Source organism: Streptomyces griseoviridis, assembly GCF_005222485.1.
GTDB lineage: Bacteria > Actinomycetota > Actinomycetes > Streptomycetales > Streptomycetaceae > Streptomyces > Streptomyces hintoniae.
In genome coordinates, this window is record NZ_CP029078.1 from 3,717,501 (window position 1) to 3,738,131 (window position 20,631).

Sequence of the window (20,631 nt, forward strand, 5' to 3'; positions counted from 1 at the left end):
TGTTTTCTTCAAAGGAACCTCGCCCCGGTCATGATGACCGGAGACGGGGTATCAACATATCTGGCGTTGACTTTTGGCACGCTGTTGAGTTCTCAAGGAACGGTCGCTTCCTTTGTACTCACCCTCTCGGGCTTTCCTCCGGGCTTCCCTTCGGTCTTGCGTTTCCGACTCTATCAGATCTTTCCGATCCGATTTCCTCGGTGCTTTCCGGGGTTTTCGCTTTCGCGCTTTCCCTTTCCGGCGGTTCCGACTTTATCAGAAGTTTCGCGCCGGACTGACCGGCAACTCATTTTCCGATTTATCGGGAGTGCTTCTGCGGCATCGACGTTCACCGATGTTCTGAGAAGCAGTCAGATACTCACCGCTGCCGACCGGAAGAACCAGTTCTAGGCAACTGTTCGAATCTACCGCCCCGATCGCTCCGTGTCAACGGACCTCCTGGGGCGAACAAGAGACTAACAGCTCTGGAGGGCTGTCTGCACATCAGGCGGCCAGGGGCACCGAGGCGCTCCGTTCCGAGGCTTCCACGTCGCCCGTCGCGCCCGCGCGGACCGCTCGTCCGCCCAGGACGAAGACGTAGGCGAGGAAGGCCGCCTCGGCCGCCACCCCGATGCCGATGCGGGCCCAGGTGGGCAGTCCTGACGGTGTCACGAAGCCTTCGATCGCTCCCGAGACGAAGAGGACCAGGGCCAGCCCGATGGCCATGCCCACGGCGGCTCGGCCCTCCTCGGCGAGAGCCGTGCGCCGGGTCCGCTGGCCGGGGTCGATGAGGGTCCAGCCGAGACGGAGTCCGGTGCCGGCGGCGACGAACACCGCGGTCAGCTCCAGGAGCCCGTGCGGGAGGACCAGGCCGAGAAAGGTGTCCAGACGGCCGACCGAGGACATCAGACCGAAGCCGACACCGAGGTTGAGCATGTTCTGGAAGAGGATCCACAGGACGGGGAGGCCCAGGAAGACCCCGAAGATCAGGCACTGGGCGGCGGCCCACGCGTTGTTCGTCCAGACCTGGGCCGCGAAGGACGCCGCGGGATGGCTGGAGTAGTACGTCTCGTACTGGCCCCCGGGACGGGTCAGCGCGCGCAGTTCGTCGGGGGCCGCGATGCTCGCCTGGACCTCCGGATGGGTGCCGATCCACCACCCCAGGAGCACGGCGACGGCCGTCGACAGCAGCGCGGTCGGCACCCACCAGCGGCGGGATCGGTAGACCGCGGCCGGAAACCCCTCGGTGAGGAAGCGGGTCACGTCCCGCCAGGAAGCGCGTCGCGTTCCCGTCACCGCGTTACGCGCGCGTGCCACGAGTTGGCTGAGGCGTCCGGTCAGCTGGGGGTCGGGAGCGCTGGACTGGATCAGCGAGAGGTGCGTGGCCGTGCGCTGGTAGAGGGCGACGAGTTCGTCGGCCTCCGCCCCGGTGAGACGACGTCGACGTCCGAGCAGCGCTTCGAGGCGGTCCCACTCGGCCCGGTGGGCGGTGACGAATACGTCGAGGTCCATCGGTCTGCCTGCTCCTCGGCTGCTCGTCGGGGCGCGTCACTGATGTCAGCTTGTCTTACTGACGCACAAAGTGTCCTCAGCTTGGCAGACTGGCCGTTCTCGATGCTGATCAGGGGAAGGACCATGACGTGAGTGAGCTGGTGACGGGCGAGGCGGTGGCACTGGAGCTGCGCCCCGCGAAGCTGCCCAGCAGGGGGCTCGCGATCCTGCTCGACCTGCTCCTGGCCGTGGTCGTGTACATCGTCCTGAGCATCGGGCTGTCCGCCGCGACCGCCTCGCTCGACGACGCCGCGCAGACCGCCGTCTCGATCGCGGGCTTCGTGCTGATCCTGGTGGGAGCGCCGATCGCCGTCGAGACCCTCACGCACGGGCGGTCGCTCGGGAAGATGGCGTGCGGGCTGCGCGTCGTACGGGACGACGGCGGCCCGATCCGGTTCCGGCACGCGCTGGTCCGCGGCGGGATCGGCGTGGTCGAGATCCTGATGACGTTCGGCGTCGTCGCCTGTATCGCCTCCCTGGTCTCGGCGCGTGGGCGCCGCCTCGGGGACGTGTTCGCGGGCACCCTCGTGGTGCGGGAGCGGGTGCCCGTCTCGCGGACCGGTTTCCTGCCGCCGCCCCCGCCCTGGCTGGCCGGGCGGTTCTCGGACCTCGATCTGTCGGCGGTCCCCGACGGCCTGTGGCTCGCCGTGCGTCAGTACCTGACGCGGATGCACCAGTTGGACCCGCAGGTCGGCTGGGGCATGGCGCAGCGGCTCGCCTCCGACCTGGCGGAGCGCACCGGCACTCCGGTTCCGCCCGACGTCCCGCCGGGCGCGTATCTGGCGGCCGTGCTCCAGGAGCGGCAGGCGCGGGAGGCGCGGCGGGCCTTCGCCCACGGTTCCGCGCTGCCCGGCGGACCGGTCGGTGCGGTGCCTCCGTACGCGGTCGCTCCCCAGTTCCCCGGGGCCGGGATGCCGGCGAAGGCTTCGGCCTACGCTCCTCCGGCCGCCTGGGCCCCCGAGGCGGGTCCGGCGCCGGGCAAGGCTCCGGCCGACGGTCCCGTCGCCGCGCCTTCCTCGCCCTCCGCGCCTCCCGCCACTCCCGCGCCTCCCACGGACACGAGTCACCCCGGCGGCACTTCCAAGCCCACCGGCTTCGTGCCGCCCGCGTAGGCGGGTTCCGTCACGCGAACGTCGACGGCGGTGTCTCCAGGTCCTCCAGCTCGATCCCCGGTGCCGAGAGCACCACGTCGCCGGCCAAGTGCACGGTGTGCCGCTCGCCGGTGTCCAGGGCTGTGACCTGGTATTCCTCCACGGTCAGAGGGCCGTTGTCAGTGGCGTGTGCTTCGCTGTTCACCAAGGCCCAGGACTGATCCACGGTGCGTGGCGCGAGCACCGGATCGGTGAAGGCGACCAGGCGTACGCGGGTGGCGGAGGCGGAGGGGGTGAGGCGCAGCAGACGGGCGGTGGCGATGAGGAACGCGGGGGATGTGCCGGTGAAGGCGTGGGCGCGCACGTTGCCTTCGGTGGCCTCGGTCCCCGTGGGGTCGGTACGGACCCAGGTGACGCCGTCGAGGGCGGCGCCGCGGATCTGCCAGCTCTCGGCGTGCAGTTCGAGGCGGATGGGGCGGCCGAGTTCGTCGAGGGCGAGATCGACGGAGCCTCGGTGGTCGCCTGTGGGGGAGGTCAGTTGGGAGACATAGCGCCAGCCGGACGGGCCGGGGGCGCAGTGGAAGTGCTCGTCTGCCAAGGGGGTGTGATCGTGCGGATCGTGGAGCGAATAACGGCCGCGGGGCATGGGGGTCCTGGGTCTTGACGGGTTGATCCGGCCGCGCCTGGCGACGGCCGACCGGCTACCGGCTACCGGCTACCGGCTACCGGCTACCGGCTACCGGCTACCGGGCGAGGCGACCACTGACGGCGGTCAAAGAGGCAGGCCCCCGGCACGGGGGTGCGGGGGCCTGACTCTTGAGCTTGCCGGGGATAGGACCCGGGCTCGCCCTGGGTCCCATCCCGGTCAGGTCCGGGTCACGCCCGGATCTGGTCGGCTCAGTAGCGGTAGTGGTCCGACTTGTACGGGCCGTCGACCTCGACGCCGATGTACGACGCCTGCTCCGGGCGGAGCGTCGTCAGCTTCACGCCGAGCGAGGCGAGGTGCAGCCGGGCGACCTTCTCGTCGAGGTGCTTGGGCAGCACGTAGACGTCGGTCGGGTACTCGTCGGGCTTGGTGAACAGCTCGATCTGGGCCAGGGTCTGGTCCGCGAAGGAGTTGGACATCACGAACGACGGGTGGCCGGTGGCGTTGCCGAGGTTCAGCAGGCGGCCCTCGGAGAGGACGATGAGCACCTTGCCGTCCTCGAAGGTCCAGGTGTGGACCTGCGGCTTGACCTCGTCCTTGACGATGCCGGGGATCTTGGCGAGGCCGGCCATGTCGATCTCGTTGTCGAAGTGGCCGATGTTGCCGACGATCGCCTGGTGCTTCATCTTGGCCATGTCCGAGGCCATGATGATGTCCTTGTTGCCCGTCGTGGTGACGAAGATGTCGGCCTTGTCGATGACCTCGTCGAGGGTCGTGACCTGGTAGCCGTCCATCGCCGCCTGGAGGGCGCAGATCGGATCGATCTCGGTGATGATGACGCGGGCGCCCTGGCCGCGCAGGGACTCGGCGCAGCCCTTGCCGACGTCGCCGTAGCCGCAGACGACCGCGGTCTTGCCGCCGATGAGGACGTCGGTGGCGCGGTTGATGCCGTCGATCAGGGAGTGGCGGCAGCCGTACTTGTTGTCGAACTTCGACTTGGTGACGGCGTCGTTGACGTTGATCGCCGGGAAGAGGAGGGTGCCCTCGCGCTGCATCTCGTACAGGCGGTGGACGCCGGTGGTGGTCTCCTCGGTGACGCCGCGGATCTCGGACGCCAGCTGGGTCCACTTCTGCGAGCCGTCGATGATGGTGCGGTTGAGGAGTTCGAGGATGACGCGGTGCTCGTCGGACTCGGCGGTGTCGGGCGAGGGGACCTTGCCGGCCTTCTCGAACTCGACGCCCTGGTGGACGAGGAGGGTGGCGTCGCCGCCGTCGTCCAGGATCATGTTCGGGCCGCCGGTGGGGCTGTCCGGCCAGGTCAGCGCCTGCTCGGTGCACCACCAGTACTCGTCGAGCGTCTCGCCCTTCCAGGCGAAGACCGGGATGCCCTGGGGGTTGTCCGGGGTGCCCTCGGGGCCGACGGCGATGGCGGCGGCCGCGTGGTCCTGGGTGGAGAAGATGTTGCAGGAGGCCCAGCGGACCCGCGCGCCGAGGGCGACGAGGGTCTCGATGAGCACGGCGGTCTGCACGGTCATGTGCAGGGAGCCGGTGACGCGGGCGCCGGCCAGGGGCTGCGTCGCGGCGTACTCCTTGCGGATCGCCATCAGGCCGGGCATCTCGTGCTCGGCGAGGGTGATCTCCTTGCGGCCGAAGGCGGCCAGGGAGAGGTCGGCGACCTTGAAGTCCTGTCGGCTGTCGACAGTCGTCATGGGGAGCTGCTCCTCGGGGTTGGGGCGAGGTGGGTACGGCTGGTCTGCGCGAGCGGACACAGGGGTGCCCGAAGGAGGGCACAGGCATGCCCGCGTGCGCGCAGCGCAGTCCGTCGGAGGCCCTCTCTCCCTCGGCCGGTCCGCGGTGGGACCGCCCGACCGCCATCAGCAGCGACGTCTGGCTCTGTCCCAAGCTACACCGGGCGGGCGGCCGTCCCCAGTCCGCCTCCGGATCGGCCGGCGTGATCAGGACCGATCAGGACGGCCGTGGCGGACGAGGAGGCGGACGGAGGAGGGGGGATCAGTGGCCGGCGGGGTGGGCGTCGGGGCCGCCGGGGGTGGCCTCGCGGTCGGCGCCCTTGGCGGCCTCGGCCTCGCTGTAGATGTCCGGTTCCAGGTAGATGACGCGGGCGATCGGGACGGAGGCGCGGATGCGGGCCTCGGCGGCGTTGATGGCGGCGGCGACCTCGGCGGCGGTGTCGTCGTGCTGGACGGCGATCTTCGCGGCGACCAGCAGTTCCTCGGGGCCGAGGTGGAGGGTGCGCATGTGGATGATGCCGGTGACCGTGTCGCCGTCGACGACGGCGGCCTCGATCTTCCTGACCTCTTCGGTGCCCGCGGCCTCGCCCAGGAGCAGGGACTTGGTCTCGGCGGCGAGGACGAGGGCGATCAGGACGAGGAGGATGCCGATGAGGAGGGTGCCGATGCCGTCCCAGATGCCGTCGCCGGTGAGCAGGGCGAGGCCGACGCCGCCGAGGGCGAGGACCAGGCCGATGAGGGCGCCGAAGTCCTCCAGGAGGACGACGGGGAGCTCGGGTGCCTTGGCGCGGCGGATGAACTGGGACCAGGAGAGCGTGCCCCGGAGCTGGTTGGACTCCTTGATGGCGGTGCGGAAGGAGAAGCCCTCGGCGATTATCGCGAAGACGAGGACGCCCACCGGCCAGTACCAGTGCTCGATCTCGTGCGGGTGCTTGATCTTCTCGTAGCCCTCGTAGATGGCGAACATGCCGCCGACGGAGAAGAGGACGATGGAGACGAGGAAGGCGTAGATGTAGCGCTCGCGGCCGTAGCCGAAGGGGTGTTGCGGGGTCGCCTCGCGCTGGGCCTTCTTGCCGCCGACCAGGAGCAGGAACTGGTTGCCCGAGTCGGCCACGGAGTGGACGCCCTCGGCGAGCATCGACGACGAACCGCTGAAGGCGAACGCCACGAACTTCGATACCGCGATCGCGAGGTTGGCGCCGAGTGCCGCCACGATCGCCTTGGTGCCGCCTGACGCGCTCATGTGTTCGCGTTGTCCCTTCACCCTCGTACGCCCACCGGCCGGGTCCGCTGCCCGCCCTGGGGTTTTGCCCGGCCTTTGCCGGTGGGTCATTGTTGCAGTCCGGTCGGGCAGTGGTGTGTCAGGTGTCCACAAGCCCGATAAGACAAACCGATCAGACGACCACGGTGGCCCGGAAGACCGTTCCCGCGCCGGACACCTCGGCCTTCTCCCCCGCCGGGACGAACACGGAGTGTCCGGGCGTCAGCTCGTGCTCGCCCGCGCGGACCGTGCCCGCGGTGCAGAGCAGGATCTGCGGGGTGTCGCGGGTGAGGTCGCGGGCCGCGGCGCCCTCGGGCAGGACGTACCGGGAGAGCCTGAACTCGTCGATGGGCGTCGCGTAGACCTCTTCGCCGTCCGGGGCCGCCTCGGGGCGCAGGACGCCCGCGTCACCGGCCTCGAAGCGGACGACGCGCAGGAGTTCGGGGACGTCGACGTGCTTGGGGGTGAGACCGCAGCGCAGCACGTTGTCGGAGTTGGCCATGATCTCGACGCCGAGGCCGTTCAGATAGGCGTGCGGGATGCCCGCGCCCAGGAAGAGGGCCTCGCCGGGCTGGAGCCTGACGTGGTTGAGGAGCATCGCGGCGATGACGCCGGGGTCGCCCGGGTAGTGGTGGGCGATGTCCGCGTAGGGGGCGTAGGCGCCGCCCAGGTGTGCGCAGGCGGCCGCCGTCTCGGTGACCGTGCGGCGCATGTCCTCCGGGTCGGCGGTGAGGACGGCGGTGAGGACCTCGCGCAGGGCCGCGTCCTCGGGACGGGCGCGCAGCAGGTCGACGTACGGCTTCAGGGAGTCGACGCCGAGTCCGGCCAGCAGGTCGGCGGTCCCGGCCGGGTCGCGGAAGCCGCAGAGGCCGTCGAACTCGGTGAGCGCGCAGATCAGTTCGGGCTTGTGGTTGGCGTCCTTGTAGTTGCGGTACGGGGCGTCGACCGGGATGCCGCGCCGCTCCTCGTCGGCGTAGCCCTCCTTCGCCTGCTCCAGGTCGGGGTGGACCTGGAGGGAGAGCGGGGCGCCCGCGGCGAGGAGCTTGAGCAGGAAGGGCAGCCGGGGGCCGAACTTCGCCGTGGCGGCCGGGCCGAGCTCCCGGCGCGGGTCGGCGTCGATCACCTCGACGAGGGTGCCGCGTCCGGTGCGCGAGGGCGCGCCGGGGTGGGCGCCCATCCACATCTCCGCCTGCGGTTCGCCGCTCGGTGCGGTGCCGAGCAGCCCGGGGAGGGCGGTGGTTGAACCCCAGGCGTAGGGGCGGACGGTGTTGTCGAGGCGGTCCATGCGGTTCTCTCTGCCGTTCTCGGTCGGGCACTGGGGTGACGCGGGTCGCCGTCGCCGCGGCGGTCAGGGCGTCGGCGTCAAGGTCAGGCCCCGGAGACGAGCGCCAGGTAAACGGCGGCGAAATCCGTGATGGCGATCAGTTCGGCGAGGGTCTCCAGTTCGCCGCCGGCCTCCGGCTCCAGCTCGCTGATCGGCGTGTCGTGGCTGAGGGCCAGGTCACGGGCGGCGGGGGCGGCGGTGAGGCCGCCGGTGGGGCGGTCGCGCAGCAGCACCACGCGCGCGTGCAGCGCGGGCGCCTGGTCGACGCGGTCGCGGAAGAAGTCGTCCGGGTCGGCGCCCGCGGCGAGCCGGCCGGCCAGCAGCGTGCTGTGGGCGACGAGGGCCTCGGGCAGTTCGGCGACGACCGCGGGGGTGCCGGAGAGTTCGGCGAGGGAGGCGGCGAAGCGGCGCCCGGCGGGTCCGGCGGAGACGCCTTCGGTCCAGACGACGGGCAGCGACTCGGCGAGTTCGGAGGCGAGCGTCTTGGCGGGGTTGCTGTACGTCGCGACGGCCGGGCCGCACCGTTCGGCGACCTGGTCGAGGCGGTCGGCGACCTTCGCCAGGGCCTCCGGCGGGGCGCTGAGCACGCCGGTGCGGTCGAGGAGCGCGAGCAGCGGGGTGAGCAGCGCCCACAGGACGCCGGGGGCCGAGGCGGTGACCTCGACGCCGTTCTCGTCGTCCTCCTGCTCGTAGGGGGCGGTCGCCATCGGCACGAAGAGGCCGTGGGCGCCGGCGACCGACTCGCTGAGCGGGGTGCGGCCCGGGGCGACGGCGACGACCGTGCAGCCGCGCCGGTAGGCGGCGTCGGCGAGCAGGGACAGGCCGGGTTCGGAGCCGTCGGGGGTGGCGATGAGGAGCAGGTCGACGGAGCCCGCCCAGCCCGGCAGCTCCCAGCGCAGGGCGCCCGCGGCCGGGGCGACGCCGGTGGGGGCGAGGCGGATGACGGGGCTGCCCGCGCCCGCGAGGGTGCCGAGCAGGTCGGCGACGTTGGTGGCGGCGGCGCCGGGGCCCGCGATCAGGACGGCGCGGGGGCGGCCTTCGGGCGTGAGGTCGGGGACACCGGCCTCGACGGCGTTGCGGGCGGCGGTGCGGACCCGGGCGCCGGCCTCGGCCGCGCCGCGCAGCAGGCCGCGGCGGTCGGCCGCAGAGAGCGCCTCGGGGGTGTCGAGCAGCGATTCGTCGAGCATGTGCGGCAGCCTCCGGGCGCCGTGCGGGCGGGCGGGTCGTGCGGGCGGCGGGCCTGGTTACGCCGGGCGGCGGGCCTCGTCGACCAGGAGGACCGGGATGCCGTCGCGGACGGGGTACGCGAGGCCGCAGTCCTGGCCGGTGCAGATCAGCTCGGTGTCGTCCTCCCTGAGGGGGGCGTGGCACGCCGGGCAGGCGAGGATCTCCAGGAGGCCGGCTTCGAGCGGCATGGGTTTTCCCTTCGGAGCTGGGGCGGATGTGCCTGGTCAGGGTACCGCCGTGGCGGGGTGCGGGCGGGGTCGTGGGACGGGCCCGCCCGGCGGGCGTCCAGGCGGTGGCGGGCCGGGCCCGCGGAGAGCACCGCGGGCCGGGCCCCGGGCCCCTGTCGGCGTCGGTCCGGGTCCGGCCGGCTCTGACCGGGCCGGCTCCGGCCGGGACCGGTCGGCTCTGGCCGGTCAGCCGCGGATGAGGGCCAGTGCCTCGTCGCGCACCTTGGCCATCGTCGCCTCGTCCCGCGCCTCGGCGTTCAGCCGCAGCAGCGGTTCGGTGTTGGAGGGGCGGACGTTGAACCACCAGTCGGCGGCGGAGACGGTGAGGCCGTCGAGTTCGTCGAGGGTGATGCCGTCGGCGCCCTGGTAGGCGGCCTTGATCGCGGCGAGGCGGCCGGTCTGGTCGTCGACGGTGGAGTTGATCTCGCCGGAGCCGACGTAGCGGTCGTACTCGGCGACGAGGGCCGAGAGCGGGCCGTCCTGGCCGCCGAGGGCCGCGAGGACGTGCAGGGCGGCGAGCATGCCCGTGTCGGCGTTCCAGAAGTCCTTGAAGTAGTAGTGCGCGGAGTGCTCGCCACCGAAGATCGCGCCCGCGCGCGCCATCTCGGCCTTGATGAAGGAGTGCCCGACGCGGGTGCGCACCGGGGTGCCGCCGTGCTCCTCGACCACCTCGGGGACCGACCAGGACGTGATCAGGTTGTGGATGATCACGCCGTGTCCGCCGTTGCGGGCGAGTTCGCGCGCGGCCACCAGGGCGGTGACCGCCGACGGGGAGACCGGGTCGCCGTGTTCGTCGACGACGAAGCAGCGGTCGGCGTCGCCGTCGAAGGCGATCCCGAGGTCGGCGCCCTCCTCGCGGACGCGCCGCTGGAGGTCGACGATGTTGGCCGGGTCGAGGGGGTTGGCCTCGTGGTGGGGGAAGGTGCCGTCCAGCTCGAAGTACATCGGGACCACGGTCAGCGGGAGGCCGGCGAAGACCGTGGGGACCGTGTGACCGCCCATGCCGTTGCCCGCGTCGACCACGACCTTCAGGGGGCGTACCGAGGTCAGGTCCACGAGCGAGCGGAGGTGGGCCGCGTACTCCTCCAACGTGTCCCGCGAACCGATGGTTCCCGGGGTCGCGACGGGTTCGGGGGCGCCCGTGTCGCTCCAGCGCTCGGCGAGTTCGCGGATCTCGGTGAGGCCAGTGTCCTGGCCGACGGGTGCCGCGCCCGCCCGGCACATCTTGATGCCGTTGTACTGGGCCGGGTTGTGCGAGGCGGTGAACATCGCGCCGGGCAGGTCGAGCGCGCCGGAGGCGTAGTAGAGCTGGTCGGTGGAGCAGAGGCCGATCTCGGTCACGTCCGCCCCGCGCGCGGCGGCCCCGCGCGCGAAGGCCCGCGACAGGCCGGGCGACGAGGGCCGCATGTCGTGCCCGGTCACGATCGCGTCGGCGCCGGTCACCTGGACGAAGGCGGCCCCGAACAGCTCGGCGAGGGACTCGTCCCACTGGTCGGGGACGACTCCGCGCACGTCGTACGCCTTCACGATCCGCGTGAGATCAGCAGCCACGGCCAGCCCTTCCGAAGTCCTGTGGGTCGCCTCAAACTACCCGGAGCGGATGGCCGTGCGCTGTGCGGACGCCCTGGGGGCGGGCGGGGCGGGCGCGCGGCGGCTCAGGGCAGCGTCCAGCCGAGGACCGGGGTGCTCTGGCCGACCACGATCAGGCACATCACCAGCAGCAGTCCCACGCTCCACGGCAGCACCTTGCGCAGCACGTCCCCCTCGCGTCCGGCGAGACCCACGGCCGCGCAGGCGATGGTCAGGTTCTGCGGGGAGATCATCTTGCCGAGGACACCGCCCGAACTGTTGGCGGCGGCGAGGAGTTCGGGCGACAGGCCCGACTCGCGGGCGGCGGTCACCTGGAGGGCGCCGAACAGCGCGTTGGCGGACGTGTCGGAGCCGGAGACGGCCACGCCGAACCAGCCGAGCACCGGTGACAGGAAGGCGAGTCCGGCGCCCGCCGCCGCCACGCAGTAGCCGATCGTCGCGGCCTGTCCCGAGAGGTTCATGACGTACGCGAGGGCGAGCACGGAGGTCACGGTGAGGATCGCGAACCTCAACTCGCGCACGGTGGCGAGCCATTCCGCGGCCGCCACGCGCGCGTGCACGCCGAGCACGACGGCGGCGGCCACCCCGGCGATCAGTACGAGCGTGCCGCCGGTGGAGACGACCGGCCAGCTGAAGACGTTGCCGCCGACCCGCGCGCCGTGCGCGTCCACGACGTCGAGGAAGGGCCAGTCGAAGGTCCGGGTCGCCCGCGCCAGCCAGTCCTTGACGGCGGGGATCTGGGCGACCGAGAAGACCACCACGATCAGCGCGTACGGGGTGTAGGCGCGCAGCACCTCGGGGCGCGGGTCCCGCTGGTCGAAGTCCTCGCCGCGCGCGCCGGTGAGCACGGAGGCGCGGACCGTCTCCGCGGCGGGCACGCGCGCGTGCGGTACGGCGACCAGGGCGCCCGCGCCGATCAAGGAGGCGGCGATGTCGGCGAGTTGCGCGGAGACGTAGTTGGAGGCGGCGAACTGGGCGGCGGCGAAGGCGACTCCGCACACCAGGGCGGGCACCCAGGTCTCGCGCAGTCCGCGCCTGCCGTCCACCAGGCCGACCAGCACGAGCGGCACCACCAGGGCGAGCAGCGGGGTCTGACGGCCCACCACGGAGGCGACGGTGTCCAGTGGCAGCCCGGTCACCTGGGCGAGGGTGACGACCGGGGTGCCCATGGCGCCGAAGGCGACCGGCGCGGTGTTGGCGACCAGACAGACCACGGCCGCGCGCACCGGGTCGAAGCCGAGGGCGACGAGCATGACCGAGCAGATCGCGACGGGGGCGCCGAATCCGGCGAGGGCCTCCAGGAGGGCGCCGAAGCAGAAGGCGACGACGAGCGCCTGGACGCGCGGGTCGTCGGAGAGGCGTCCGAAGGAGCGGCGCAGGACGTCGAAGTGGCGGGTGCGGACGGTCATCCGGTACACCCACAGGGCGTTGACGACGATCCAGAGGATGGGGAAGAGGCCGAAGGCGGCGCCCTGGGCGGCGCTGGAGAGGGTCTGGTCCAGGGGCATGCGGTAGGCGAGGCAGGCGACCAGAACGGCCGTCAGGAGGCCGCTGAGGCCCGCGAGATGGGCTTTCATCCGGACGCCGCCGAGCAGGACCAGGACGATCACCAGGGGCAGCGCGGCGACGAGGGCGGAGAGGCCGAGCGAGTCGGCGACGGGTCGCAACTGCTGGACGTACACGGGCGCCTCCCCGGTCCGGTTCCATGATGCGGAAAGGTGATTTCTTGATTCCGCTCAGGAAATGGTCGTGTCCGCGACAAGAACGAGTCAATGGGCGCGCACGGACGACCGGGCCGGGACAGGATCCGCGAGGGTGTCTGCGCCGGCGGGGGCGCGAGGAAGGGAAGAGGGCGACGGGAGGAGCGCGAGGAAACCGTTCAGCGGCTGCCGGTGAAGGCGGTCGTCAGTTGTCCGGGGAGCGCAGCACGCGCAGATGGCCCCGGCGCGCGACCTCCATCGGGTCCGCCCCGCGGGCGCCCCCGGCCTGCGCCCTGCGCTCCTGCGGGCGGGCCGCCTCGCGGACCGCGTTGGCCAGCGCCTCCAGGTCGTCACCGCTCGGGCGGGCCGGGGCCGAGCTGTCGAGGAGCCGGACGACCTCCCAGCCGCGGGGCGCGGTGAGACGCTCGGAGTGCTCGGCGCACAGGTCGTAGCAGTGGGGTTCCGCGTAGGTGGCGAGCGGGCCGAGGACCGCGGTCGAGTCGGCGTAGACGTACGTCAGCGTCGCTACGGCGGGACGGCCGCAAGCGGTGCGAGAACAGCGACGTACAGGGCTCACGACGTTGGACGGTACCGCACTCTTGAACGGGCCGCGACGACTCTCCACCAGGTCACTCCACCGTGTCGTGTTGTGAAACGCCCCACACGTCCCTTTCGGCACACCCACCTGACCTGCGCGGACGCGCACTGACAGGGTGTCATGCAACCCGCACCCGATCAACACTCGGTACAAACGCACCAATTGTCTCGCACGCAACGGTCCTGCGGCATACCAGAACGAGCCCAACCTTGGCTGGAATGATCGCCTCGCGCCAGGCGGTCCGGGCGTGCCCCGGCGCGGCCCCGGCGCGGCCCCGATGCAGCGTGGGGGCGGGCGTGCGGCCCCGCCGAGGACTACGCTTCAGCGGTGATGGACAGCCCCGTACCGCCCCGAGCCACAGGTCCAGGACCCCGCCGTCGTGACCGCCACGGCCGGGGGATGCGCGGACCGATCGCGCCGCCCCAGGTGCCGCTCGCGGCGAGCCGCGCCGACGCGTTCGCGGACCTGGTGCGGGACTCCGTGGAGCGGCTGGAGCGGCGGTGGCCGCAGCTCGCCGAGATCGACTTCCTGGTCCTCGAGGTGCCGCGCCTCGACGGCCCCGGCACCACCTGGAACGACGAGGCCGTGCCGCTGGGCGGCACGATCGCGGCCCGCGACGGGCAGCCCGCGCGCGTGGTCGTCTACCGGCGGCCGGTGGAGATCCGCGTGAAGGGCCGCGACGAGCGGGCCGCGCTGGTGCACGAGGTTGTCGTCGAGCAGGTCGCCGAACTGCTGGGCCTGACCCCGGAGACGGTCGACCCGCGCTACGGGGAGGAGTGACCTTCCCGGTCACCCTTCCCCGCGGCCCGTCCCCCGCAGGTCACTTCTGGAGCACCGACAGGTCCTGCCGCGCCCGCGGCACCGACACCGTGCCCCGGTCGTCGGAGAGCGTCTGGACCGTGAAGCCCGGGACGCCGCCCTCCGTGGCCGCGAGGGTGCGGGAGGCGTAGACCGGGCCGCCGGAGAGCGGTTCGACGGTCAGCGCGTAGCCGCCCTTCCCGCCGCTCGGGGTGGGCGCGGCCACGTCCTGGGTGGTACCGCCCTTGATCGTGAACGTCTTGGACGCCGCGGTGCCGCCCTCGCTGCCCGCCGACGCCGTCACCTTCACCTGGGCACCCGCGCGCGGGGCGGTGATCGACAGGGTGGAGCCCTTGGCGTTGTTGTCGGCGGACGTCGCGCGGGCGCCGACCGCGCCGGCCGCCGGGATGAACGCCGTCTCCTGGGCCGCGCCCTTGCCGCGCACGACCCGCAGCGCCGCGACCACCGGCACGGACCGGCCGGTCTGCGTCAGCACCAGGGAGCCGGCCTCGCCCCGGGTGATGTCCCCGAGGTCGGCGGCGGCCGTCATGCCCGCCTTGACGTGGAGTTCGCCGTTGCCCGCGGGGGTGATCAGGCCGGTCGGGGAGGCGAGCTTCACGGTGAGGTCGGCGTCCGCGTCGCCCGGCGCGAAGGCGATCAGCCGGACCGCGGTGGCGTCCTTGGGGATGCCGGGCAGCACCAGGCTGCCCGCCGGGTCGGTGGCGGCGGCCAGCCAGTCGCCGCCGATCTTGTCGTCGAGCGCCTGGACGGCGGCGCCCACCCGCCCGCTGCGGACGTTCACGTGGACCGTGAGGTTGGTCTGCTTCTCAGGGGTGAGCGTGGAGAGCAGGATCGGCTCGCTGGAGTGCGGCGGGACGGTGAGGTTCTCCCCCACCTGCGAGGCGATCGCGCCGTCCTTGCCGTACAGCTCGATGTCGACGACGGCGGCGGAGTCGTCCGGGTTGGTGAGGTGGACGTAGTCGGTGCGGTCGGCGTCGGTGCTGGCGCCCGGGAACCAGAACGAGGTGTCGGGGGGCGTGCAGTTGACGCCCTGGAGGCCGCGTCCGGTGCCGGCGGCGACCTCCGTGGTCTGCTGCACCGTCCACCCCGGGGCGAACTTGCCCTCGGCGGAGCCGATCAGCGCGGGCGCGTCGCTGCCCGAGGTGTCCCCGGTGGCGGGCGTGCCGGGGGCCTTGGGCGTGACGACGGGCTTGCCCGCCTTCTTCTTGCCGGTCTTGCCGCCCTTGCCGTCCGCCGACTCCTCGGTGGCGGCCGTCAGTTCGGCCTTGCCCGCGCTCTCCGTGCCCTTGGTGACGGGCGTGAACGACGTGAACGAGGTGTCGGCGAGGTCCGAGGTGCTCGGCGCCGGGCAGAGCAGGCTGGTGCGCTCCACCGGCAGCACGGCCGCGGCCCGTTCGGGTTCCTTCGTGGCGGCGGCCGGTTCGGACATCGAGGCGAAGCCGGTGATCGCGGCGAGCGCGGCCGTGCCGGCGAGCAGGGAGAGGGTGCTGCGGTTCACTGCTGACTCCCGTCGGGGCGATCGGGGTTGTTCGGGTGCGGCTGCCCCGCCTGGTCGTACCGGGGGTCGTAGCCCTGCTGCTGGTACGAGGGGTCGTAGGGCTGCTGCTCGTAGCTCCCCTGGGAGCCGTCGTAGGCGTACGGGTCGTACTGGCCGCCCTGGTAGGGGTCGGCCTGGTACGTCTGGTCGTAGCCGCCCGCCGGGTACTGCCGCTGGTCGCCGTAGCCGCCGTACTCGGCGCCCGCGTACGGGTTCTGGTCCCACTCGCCGTAGGACTGCTGCTGCGGGATCGCCGCCGCCGTCTCCTCCTGCGGAGCGTGTTCTGCGTGTTCTGCGTGTTCGGCGTGTTCTGGGTGTCCCGCCTGTTCCGGGTGTTCGGTCTCCTCGGCCTGGGCGCGCAGACGGCGGGCGCGGCGGCCCTCGCCGGCCTCGGCCTGGGTCGGGATCTCCGGCTCGTCCGGAAGGTCGTCGTCGACGACGCGACGGCGCCCCGGCAGGGCCAGCACGACCAGGACGAGGGCGAGCAGGCCCTGCCCCCACATCCAGGCGGTGTGGGTGATCGGGGCGTCGTAGGTGACGTCGAGCCGGCCGCCCGCGGCGGGCAGCCGGAAGCCCTGGGCCCAGCCGTCGACGGTGGTGCGGGTGAGCGGCTTGCCGTCCAGGGTGGCCGTCCAGCCCTCGGCCGCGGTGTCGGCGAGGCGCAGGACGCGGCCGTCGGCGCCGGCCGGGATCTCCGTGTGGATCTCGACGGGTCCCGCGGCGACGGGCTGCGCGGCGCCGGTGCCGGAGGCCGGGGTGATGGTGGCGCGGGCCACCTCCTGGTTGACCCGCCACAGGGCGCTGCCGCCCTGCTGGCTGAGCCGGCTCAGTCCGGGGGTGGCGTCCAGGACGCGGGTGACCTGACGCGGGGTGCCCTTGTGGACGAGGACGTAGCGGACCGCGAACTTGCCGAGCTGGTCGGACTGGTCGGCGCCCGATCCCGCCGCCAGGTTGGCGACGACCTTGTCCAGGACGGCGTTGCCGCCGGCGGCCGCGGCGAGGTCGGCGTCGCCGAGGCGGGCGCCCGAGCCGCGGACCAGGGTGTAGGCCACGCGCGCGGTGGAGTCGCTGTCGAGGACCAGGGTGCGGGCCTGGTCCCTGGTGCCGCTGTCCTCGGCGACGAACGCGGGCACCTGGACGGGGTCACGGCGTTCGAGGGGGCCGTCGGCGCCGCGGATCATCCAGCCCGCGGCGATGAGCAGCGGGCCCGCGGCGGCCGCGAAGGCGATCAGCGCGGCCACCGGCTGGCGCCAGCCGAAGCTCTGCTCGGCGACCCGGGAGCGGGCGCCGTCGGCGCCGAGGACGGCGGCGGCCAGCAGGGCGAGGCCGTAGACGAGGGTGGCGGGTCCTGCCCAGGTGGAGCCGTTGGACAGCACCGCGAAGACCAGGCCGACCAGGGCGACCAGCCAGGACGCCCAGATCCCGAACTGCCGTTCGGAGCGCAGCAGGGCGGCGAGCGCGGCCAGCACGATGCCGATGAGCATCAGCCCGCTGACCGTGCCGGGGCCGCCGGGGCTGGCGCCGAGCAGGTCGAGCGCGGAGGCGGCCGAGGAGCCGTACTCCAGGCCCGCCTCCTTGAAGAAGCCGAACGGGAGCAGCGAGAGCGACCACGGCGCGAGGACCAGCAGGGGCGTGCCGAGCTGGGCGAGGAAGCGCGGGCCGTAGGCGGTGATCTCGGTGCGGCGCACGGCCAGGACGGCGACGCCGAGCAGCAGCGCGACCGGCCACACGATCGGGGTGAACGCCGTGGTGACCGTCAGGAGCAGGGCGTACGCCCAGGTCGCGCGCCAGCTGCCGCGCGCTCCCGAGCTGTGGGCGAGACCGCTGGCGGCGACGCCCGCGCGGGCCATCAGCGGCAGCAGCACGGCCAGCACGGCGGTGCCGAGCCTGCCGCCCGCGAGCGCGCCGGTGGCGGCGGGCAAAAAGGCGTAGACGACGGCCGCCCAGGCGCGCAGCAGCCGTGACTCGACGAGCGGGCGGGAGGCGAAGTACGCCGTGAGTCCCGCGAGCGGTACCGAGCAGACCATCAGGACGGTGAGCGCGAGGCCGGTCGAGCCGAACAGCAGGGTGGCGAGCGCCGCGACGACGGCGAGGTACGGCGGTGCGGAGGGGATGCCTCCGGTGCCGACCGGGTGCCAGGCGTCGAGGTAGTGGGACCACAGCTCGGAGGCGTCGGCCGGGGCGGGCAGCAGGGCTCCGCCGGAGAGCGCGCCGGTGCCGAGCAGGGAGCGGCAGGCGGCGAGCGAGACCAGCAGCAGCATCAGGAAGAGCATCGGCCCCGGCTTGCGGGCGATGCGCTTGAGGCGGGCGAACTGCTCGATCTCCAGGAAGTCGGCGTCGTCGCCGCCGGGTCCCGACTCGATGCCGCCGCCGTGCCGGCCCGCGCCCGAGGTGACCTCGGGGTCGGAGTTGTCGACGAAGCTGCCCGCGGCCTGTTCGACGGTGGCCCTGATGGTCGCTCCGGGCGGCGGGAACAGCGCCCGCAGCTCCTCCTTGTCGATCTGCGGGCTGCCCCGGCCGCGCCGTCCGGCGATGATCCGCTCGGGGCGCAGCAGGGTGCCCAGCAGGCCGCGGATCTCGTCGAGGGCCTGTCCCGGCACCTTGCCGACGAGGTAGGCGAGGGTCCGCAGGACGGTGCCGAGGACCAGGCGCAGCAGCACCCAGGGCAGCGCGGCGCCGCGGACGTTGACGAGGAGGGTGTAGGCGGCGCCGGCCTTGTCGACCTTGTGCGGGGAGGCGGCGGTGCGGCCCACGCAGTCGACGGCGCGGCGCTCGCGGGAGGCGGCCTCGGCGTGCCGGACGACGGCCTCGGGGGCGACCAGGACGCGGTGGCCCGCCAGGTGGGCGCGCCAGCACAGGTCGACGTCGTCGCGCATGAGCGGCAGGCGGCGGTCGAATCCGCCGAGCTGCTCGAAGACGTCGCGGCGGATCAGCATGCCGGCGGTGGAGACGGACAGCACGGCGCGGACGTGGTCGTGCTGGCCCTGGTCCTGTTCGCGGCGGTCGAGACCGGTCCAGCGGCGGCCGGAGTTGGCGATGGAGACGCCGACCTCCAGCAGCTGTCTGCGGTCGTACCAGCCGCGGAGCTTGGGGCCGACGACGGCCACGTCGTCGCGGCCGAGTTCCATCTCGTTGTCGACCACGCGCAGCAGCTGGGCGAGCGCGTCCGGTTCGGGGGCGCAGTCGTCGTGCAGCAGCCACAGCCACTGGACGGGTTCGCCGTACGGCAGTTCGGGCAGGTCGTAGGCGTCGTCGCGCCAGGTGCGGGTGACGGGGTCCCAGCCGCTCGGCCGCTTCAGGTACGGCAGTTCGTCCGGTGTGAGGACGGGTGCCGTGCGGCCTGCCTCCTCGACGGCCTGGCCGAAGCCGGTGCGCCGGGCGAGGTGCAGCACGTGGTCGGCGCCGAGCGCCTCGGTGACCAGTTGGGCGGAGGCGTCGGCGCTGCCGGTGTCGGCGGCCACCGCGAACTGGACGGGGCGCTCCTGGCCGAGGAGCCCGGACAGCGCCTCGGGCAGCCAGCGGGCACCGTCATGGGCGACGAGCACCGCCGTCACCACGTGACGCGGGAACTCAGGAGTGGCAGCGTCGTGTTGGGCTGCCGTATGGCTGTGCACGGACATCGAGGTACGGGCCCCGGTTCGATGGACTGCGGTGGACTCTCGCGGCCGCTGGGAGCGGCGCGGTGTCTCGGACGAGCGACCACACTATCGGCTGGGCATGACGGCGGCCCGCCGCCTGTGGATAACCCACTGGTGACGGGCCGTTGCCGCGGTGCCCTGCTGCTCGGATGACGCCCTGTCAGGCGCTCGCCGCCGTCTGCGGTGCCGCTGTGGAGCCCTAGACGGCGGCCTTCTTGAGGCGGCGCCGCTCGCGCTCGGAGAGGCCGCCCCAGATGCCGAAGCGCTCGTCGTTGGCGAGGGCGTACTCAAGGCATTCGGAGCGGACCTCGCAGGCGAGGCAGACCTTCTTGGCCTCGCGGGTGGAGCCGCCCTTCTCGGGGAAGAAGGACTCGGGGTCGGTCTGGGCGCACAGTGCGCGCTCCTGCCAGCCGAGTTCCTCGTCCGCGTCGTCGACCAGCAGTTGCTGCACCAGCTCGGTCATGTGCGCCCCTCGTCCGTCTTTCGCGTCCCCGTGATGTGGCCGTTACCGTTCCGGCTGAACGACACGAGTGAAATTACAAGTGTGCTGCTCCGGGCGAGTCAAGCCGAGATCTGCTATTGGGCCCCTTATTCACTCTGCGGAACCAAGGCCGTGCGGTAAGTGTTCAAATCGGCATAAACCTTGACACGCAGACGAGGCCCCCCGGAACCTCCGTTTCCGCGCCCGGCCCACCGGGCTCGGTACGGAGGAGGACGTGCAGGGGTTCGATCGCGTTCCCGCGCGCCCCTCGGATGAGGTGTGCGCGCCCGGTCCTGCGCCATGTGTCCCGGCAACCCGGTGAACAAACCTTTCATCTTTCAGAAGAACCGGAAGAGGTGAACCATGTCCCGCATTTCGGACGTCGAGTTGACAGTGAAGGTGTGAACCGCTGTCCTAGTGGGCATGCTCGCGAACTTGGCACTCACCTCGACCCGCCCCGCCGGGTCCCACGGTGCTGCCCGCGCTCGCTGTAGCTGTTGTTGCCGTTCCAGCTGTTGAGCCACCCGCGCTCCGGCTGCCCCTGAGTCCATCCCGACTCGGCTGCTGCTCTCCCGCCCCACCCAGGGCCCGCCTCTCCCGCCCGCGACCCGGGCGGACGGTATGTGACACCCAGCCAGCCCCACTTCTCCCGCCGAGGACCCTCCCCACCCCCATGAACAGCGACAACGACCTCCAGATCGCCGGCGACATCCTCGAAGTGCCCCACCTCCTCAAGCCCCCGCGCGAGCACCCGGTGACCGTCGCCGAGTTCGTCGGACTGGCCCGCTCGCTGGCCGCCGACCGCTCCCGGTGGGCGCACCTGGTGCGCTACGACGCGAGCGCCCGCTGGTACCACCGGCTGCGCACCGGGCCCGGCTACGAGGTGTGGCTGCTGTCCTGGGTGCCGGGCCAGGGCAGCGGCCACCACGACCACGGCCGCTCCTCCGGGGTGCTGACCGTCCTGGAGGGCACCCTCACCGAGCGCGCCGGGCGCACCACGCGCGTGCTGGGGGCGGGCGCCCAGCGGGTCTTCGCGCCCGGATATGTGCACGAGGTGGTCAACGCCACGCTGGAGCCCGCCGTCAGCCTGCACATCTACCACCCCGGTCTCACCGAGATGCCGATGCACACCGCGCCGCACTGCGAGGCCAGGACCGAGCCGCGCCCCGGGGCGGGTGCGGTGACTGCCTGACGCGTTGTCGTACCCGCCTGCG

General features: G+C 72.5%; 16 protein-coding genes. 3 read left to right on the top strand and 13 right to left on the bottom strand.

The features are described 5' to 3' along the window. Nucleotides 1–483: 483 nt before the first annotated feature. Entirely contained in the window at nucleotides 484–1,491 is a 1,008-nt protein-coding gene (locus tag DDJ31_RS15610; protein WP_127179684.1) for a stage II sporulation protein M, read from the bottom strand. A 128-nt stretch (nucleotides 1,492–1,619) separates the two neighbouring features. On the opposite strand from DDJ31_RS15610, the gene DDJ31_RS15615 reads away from it, so the two are divergent. Further along, nucleotides 1,620–2,642 carry an RDD family protein gene (locus tag DDJ31_RS15615; RefSeq protein WP_127179683.1) on the top strand — a complete coding sequence of 341 codons (1,023 nt, stop codon included), beginning with the start codon at nucleotides 1,620–1,622 and terminating at the stop codon, nucleotides 2,640–2,642. Between the two features lie 10 nt (nucleotides 2,643–2,652). On the opposite strand, the gene DDJ31_RS15620 is transcribed toward DDJ31_RS15615, so the two are convergent. From DDJ31_RS15620 to DDJ31_RS15660, 9 genes are all read right to left on the bottom strand, one after another. Continuing rightward, nucleotides 2,653–3,267 carry a hypothetical protein gene (locus DDJ31_RS15620; RefSeq protein WP_127179682.1) on the bottom strand — a complete coding sequence of 205 codons (615 nt, stop codon included), beginning with the start codon at nucleotides 3,265–3,267 and terminating at the stop codon, nucleotides 2,653–2,655. A gap of 251 nt (nucleotides 3,268–3,518) precedes the next feature. Continuing rightward, nucleotides 3,519–4,976 (bottom strand): adenosylhomocysteinase, encoded by a 1,458-nt coding sequence (gene ahcY, locus DDJ31_RS15625; RefSeq protein WP_127179681.1) that lies wholly within the window; start codon nucleotides 4,974–4,976, stop codon nucleotides 3,519–3,521. A gap of 301 nt (nucleotides 4,977–5,277) precedes the next feature. Further along, complete coding sequence (locus tag DDJ31_RS15630) at nucleotides 5,278–6,258, bottom strand: cation diffusion facilitator family transporter (protein ID WP_127179680.1); 981 nt, start codon at nucleotides 6,256–6,258, stop codon at nucleotides 5,278–5,280. A 151-nt stretch (nucleotides 6,259–6,409) separates the two neighbouring features. Further along, nucleotides 6,410–7,561 carry a mannose-6-phosphate isomerase, class I gene (gene manA, locus DDJ31_RS15635; RefSeq protein ID WP_127179679.1) on the bottom strand — a complete coding sequence of 384 codons (1,152 nt, stop codon included), beginning with the start codon at nucleotides 7,559–7,561 and terminating at the stop codon, nucleotides 6,410–6,412. Between the two features lie 83 nt (nucleotides 7,562–7,644). Beyond that, on the bottom strand, nucleotides 7,645–8,787 hold the full coding sequence (locus DDJ31_RS15640) for an SIS domain-containing protein (protein WP_127179678.1): 1,143 nt from the start codon (nucleotides 8,785–8,787) through the stop codon (nucleotides 7,645–7,647). A gap of 57 nt (nucleotides 8,788–8,844) precedes the next feature. Beyond that, nucleotides 8,845–9,015, bottom strand: coding sequence for a Trm112 family protein (locus DDJ31_RS15645; RefSeq protein ID WP_127179677.1), 171 nt, complete (start codon nucleotides 9,013–9,015; stop codon nucleotides 8,845–8,847). 225 nt (nucleotides 9,016–9,240) lie between these two features. Next, entirely contained in the window at nucleotides 9,241–10,605 is a 1,365-nt protein-coding gene (locus tag DDJ31_RS15650) for a phosphomannomutase/phosphoglucomutase (protein ID WP_127179676.1), read from the bottom strand. Between the two features lie 104 nt (nucleotides 10,606–10,709). Further along, entirely contained in the window at nucleotides 10,710–12,326 is a 1,617-nt protein-coding gene (locus tag DDJ31_RS15655; RefSeq protein ID WP_127179675.1) for an L-lactate permease, read from the bottom strand. Nucleotides 12,327–12,549: 223 nt separating this feature from the next. Further along, the gene (locus tag DDJ31_RS15660; RefSeq protein ID WP_127179674.1) at nucleotides 12,550–12,969 is read right to left on the bottom strand and encodes a DUF3499 domain-containing protein; all 420 of its coding nucleotides are present in this window, start codon (nucleotides 12,967–12,969) and stop codon (nucleotides 12,550–12,552) included. A 303-nt stretch (nucleotides 12,970–13,272) separates the two neighbouring features. Here DDJ31_RS15660 and DDJ31_RS15665 point away from each other — a divergent pair, with 303 nt between their 5' ends. Beyond that, on the top strand, nucleotides 13,273–13,722 hold the full coding sequence (locus DDJ31_RS15665) for a metallopeptidase family protein (RefSeq protein WP_127182772.1): 450 nt from the start codon (nucleotides 13,273–13,275) through the stop codon (nucleotides 13,720–13,722). A gap of 40 nt (nucleotides 13,723–13,762) precedes the next feature. On the opposite strand, the gene DDJ31_RS15670 is transcribed toward DDJ31_RS15665, so the two are convergent. The 3 genes from DDJ31_RS15670 to DDJ31_RS15680 form a co-directional block, all read right to left on the bottom strand. Then, complete coding sequence (locus DDJ31_RS15670; protein WP_127179673.1) at nucleotides 13,763–15,259, bottom strand: DUF5719 family protein; 1,497 nt, start codon at nucleotides 15,257–15,259, stop codon at nucleotides 13,763–13,765. After that, on the bottom strand, nucleotides 15,256–18,918 hold the full coding sequence (locus DDJ31_RS15675) for a glycosyltransferase family 2 protein (protein WP_127179672.1): 3,663 nt from the start codon (nucleotides 18,916–18,918) through the stop codon (nucleotides 15,256–15,258). Before DDJ31_RS15675 ends, DDJ31_RS15670 begins: the two co-directional genes overlap by 4 nt. Nucleotides 18,919–19,135: 217 nt before the next feature. Beyond that, nucleotides 19,136–19,399, bottom strand: coding sequence for a WhiB family transcriptional regulator (locus tag DDJ31_RS15680; protein ID WP_003975777.1), 264 nt, complete (start codon nucleotides 19,397–19,399; stop codon nucleotides 19,136–19,138). Between the two features lie 691 nt (nucleotides 19,400–20,090). On the opposite strand from DDJ31_RS15680, the gene DDJ31_RS15685 reads away from it, so the two are divergent. Beyond that, nucleotides 20,091–20,609 (top strand): cysteine dioxygenase, encoded by a 519-nt coding sequence (locus DDJ31_RS15685; RefSeq protein WP_127179670.1) that lies wholly within the window; start codon nucleotides 20,091–20,093, stop codon nucleotides 20,607–20,609. The last annotated feature ends 22 nt before the right edge of the window (nucleotides 20,610–20,631 follow it).

Coding starts and splice junctions, on each gene's coding strand:
- ahcY (WP_127179681.1), bottom strand. CDS start 4,976: ATGACGACTGTCGACAGCCGACAGGACTTCAAGGTCGCCGACCTCTCC.
- DDJ31_RS15640 (WP_127179678.1), bottom strand. CDS start 8,787: ATGCTCGACGAATCGCTGCTCGACACCCCCGAGGCGCTCTCTGCGGCC.
- DDJ31_RS15645 (WP_127179677.1), bottom strand. CDS start 9,015: ATGCCGCTCGAAGCCGGCCTCCTGGAGATCCTCGCCTGCCCGGCGTGC.
- DDJ31_RS15680 (WP_003975777.1), bottom strand. CDS start 19,399: ATGACCGAGCTGGTGCAGCAACTGCTGGTCGACGACGCGGACGAGGAA.
- DDJ31_RS15610 (WP_127179684.1), bottom strand. CDS start 1,491: ATGGACCTCGACGTATTCGTCACCGCCCACCGGGCCGAGTGGGACCGC.
- DDJ31_RS15685 (WP_127179670.1), top strand. CDS start 20,091: ATGAACAGCGACAACGACCTCCAGATCGCCGGCGACATCCTCGAAGTG.
- DDJ31_RS15675 (WP_127179672.1), bottom strand. CDS start 18,918: ATGTCCGTGCACAGCCATACGGCAGCCCAACACGACGCTGCCACTCCT.
- manA (WP_127179679.1), bottom strand. CDS start 7,561: ATGGACCGCCTCGACAACACCGTCCGCCCCTACGCCTGGGGTTCAACC.
- DDJ31_RS15665 (WP_127182772.1), top strand. CDS start 13,273: ATGGACAGCCCCGTACCGCCCCGAGCCACAGGTCCAGGACCCCGCCGT.
- DDJ31_RS15620 (WP_127179682.1), bottom strand. CDS start 3,267: ATGCCCCGCGGCCGTTATTCGCTCCACGATCCGCACGATCACACCCCC.
- DDJ31_RS15630 (WP_127179680.1), bottom strand. CDS start 6,258: ATGAGCGCGTCAGGCGGCACCAAGGCGATCGTGGCGGCACTCGGCGCC.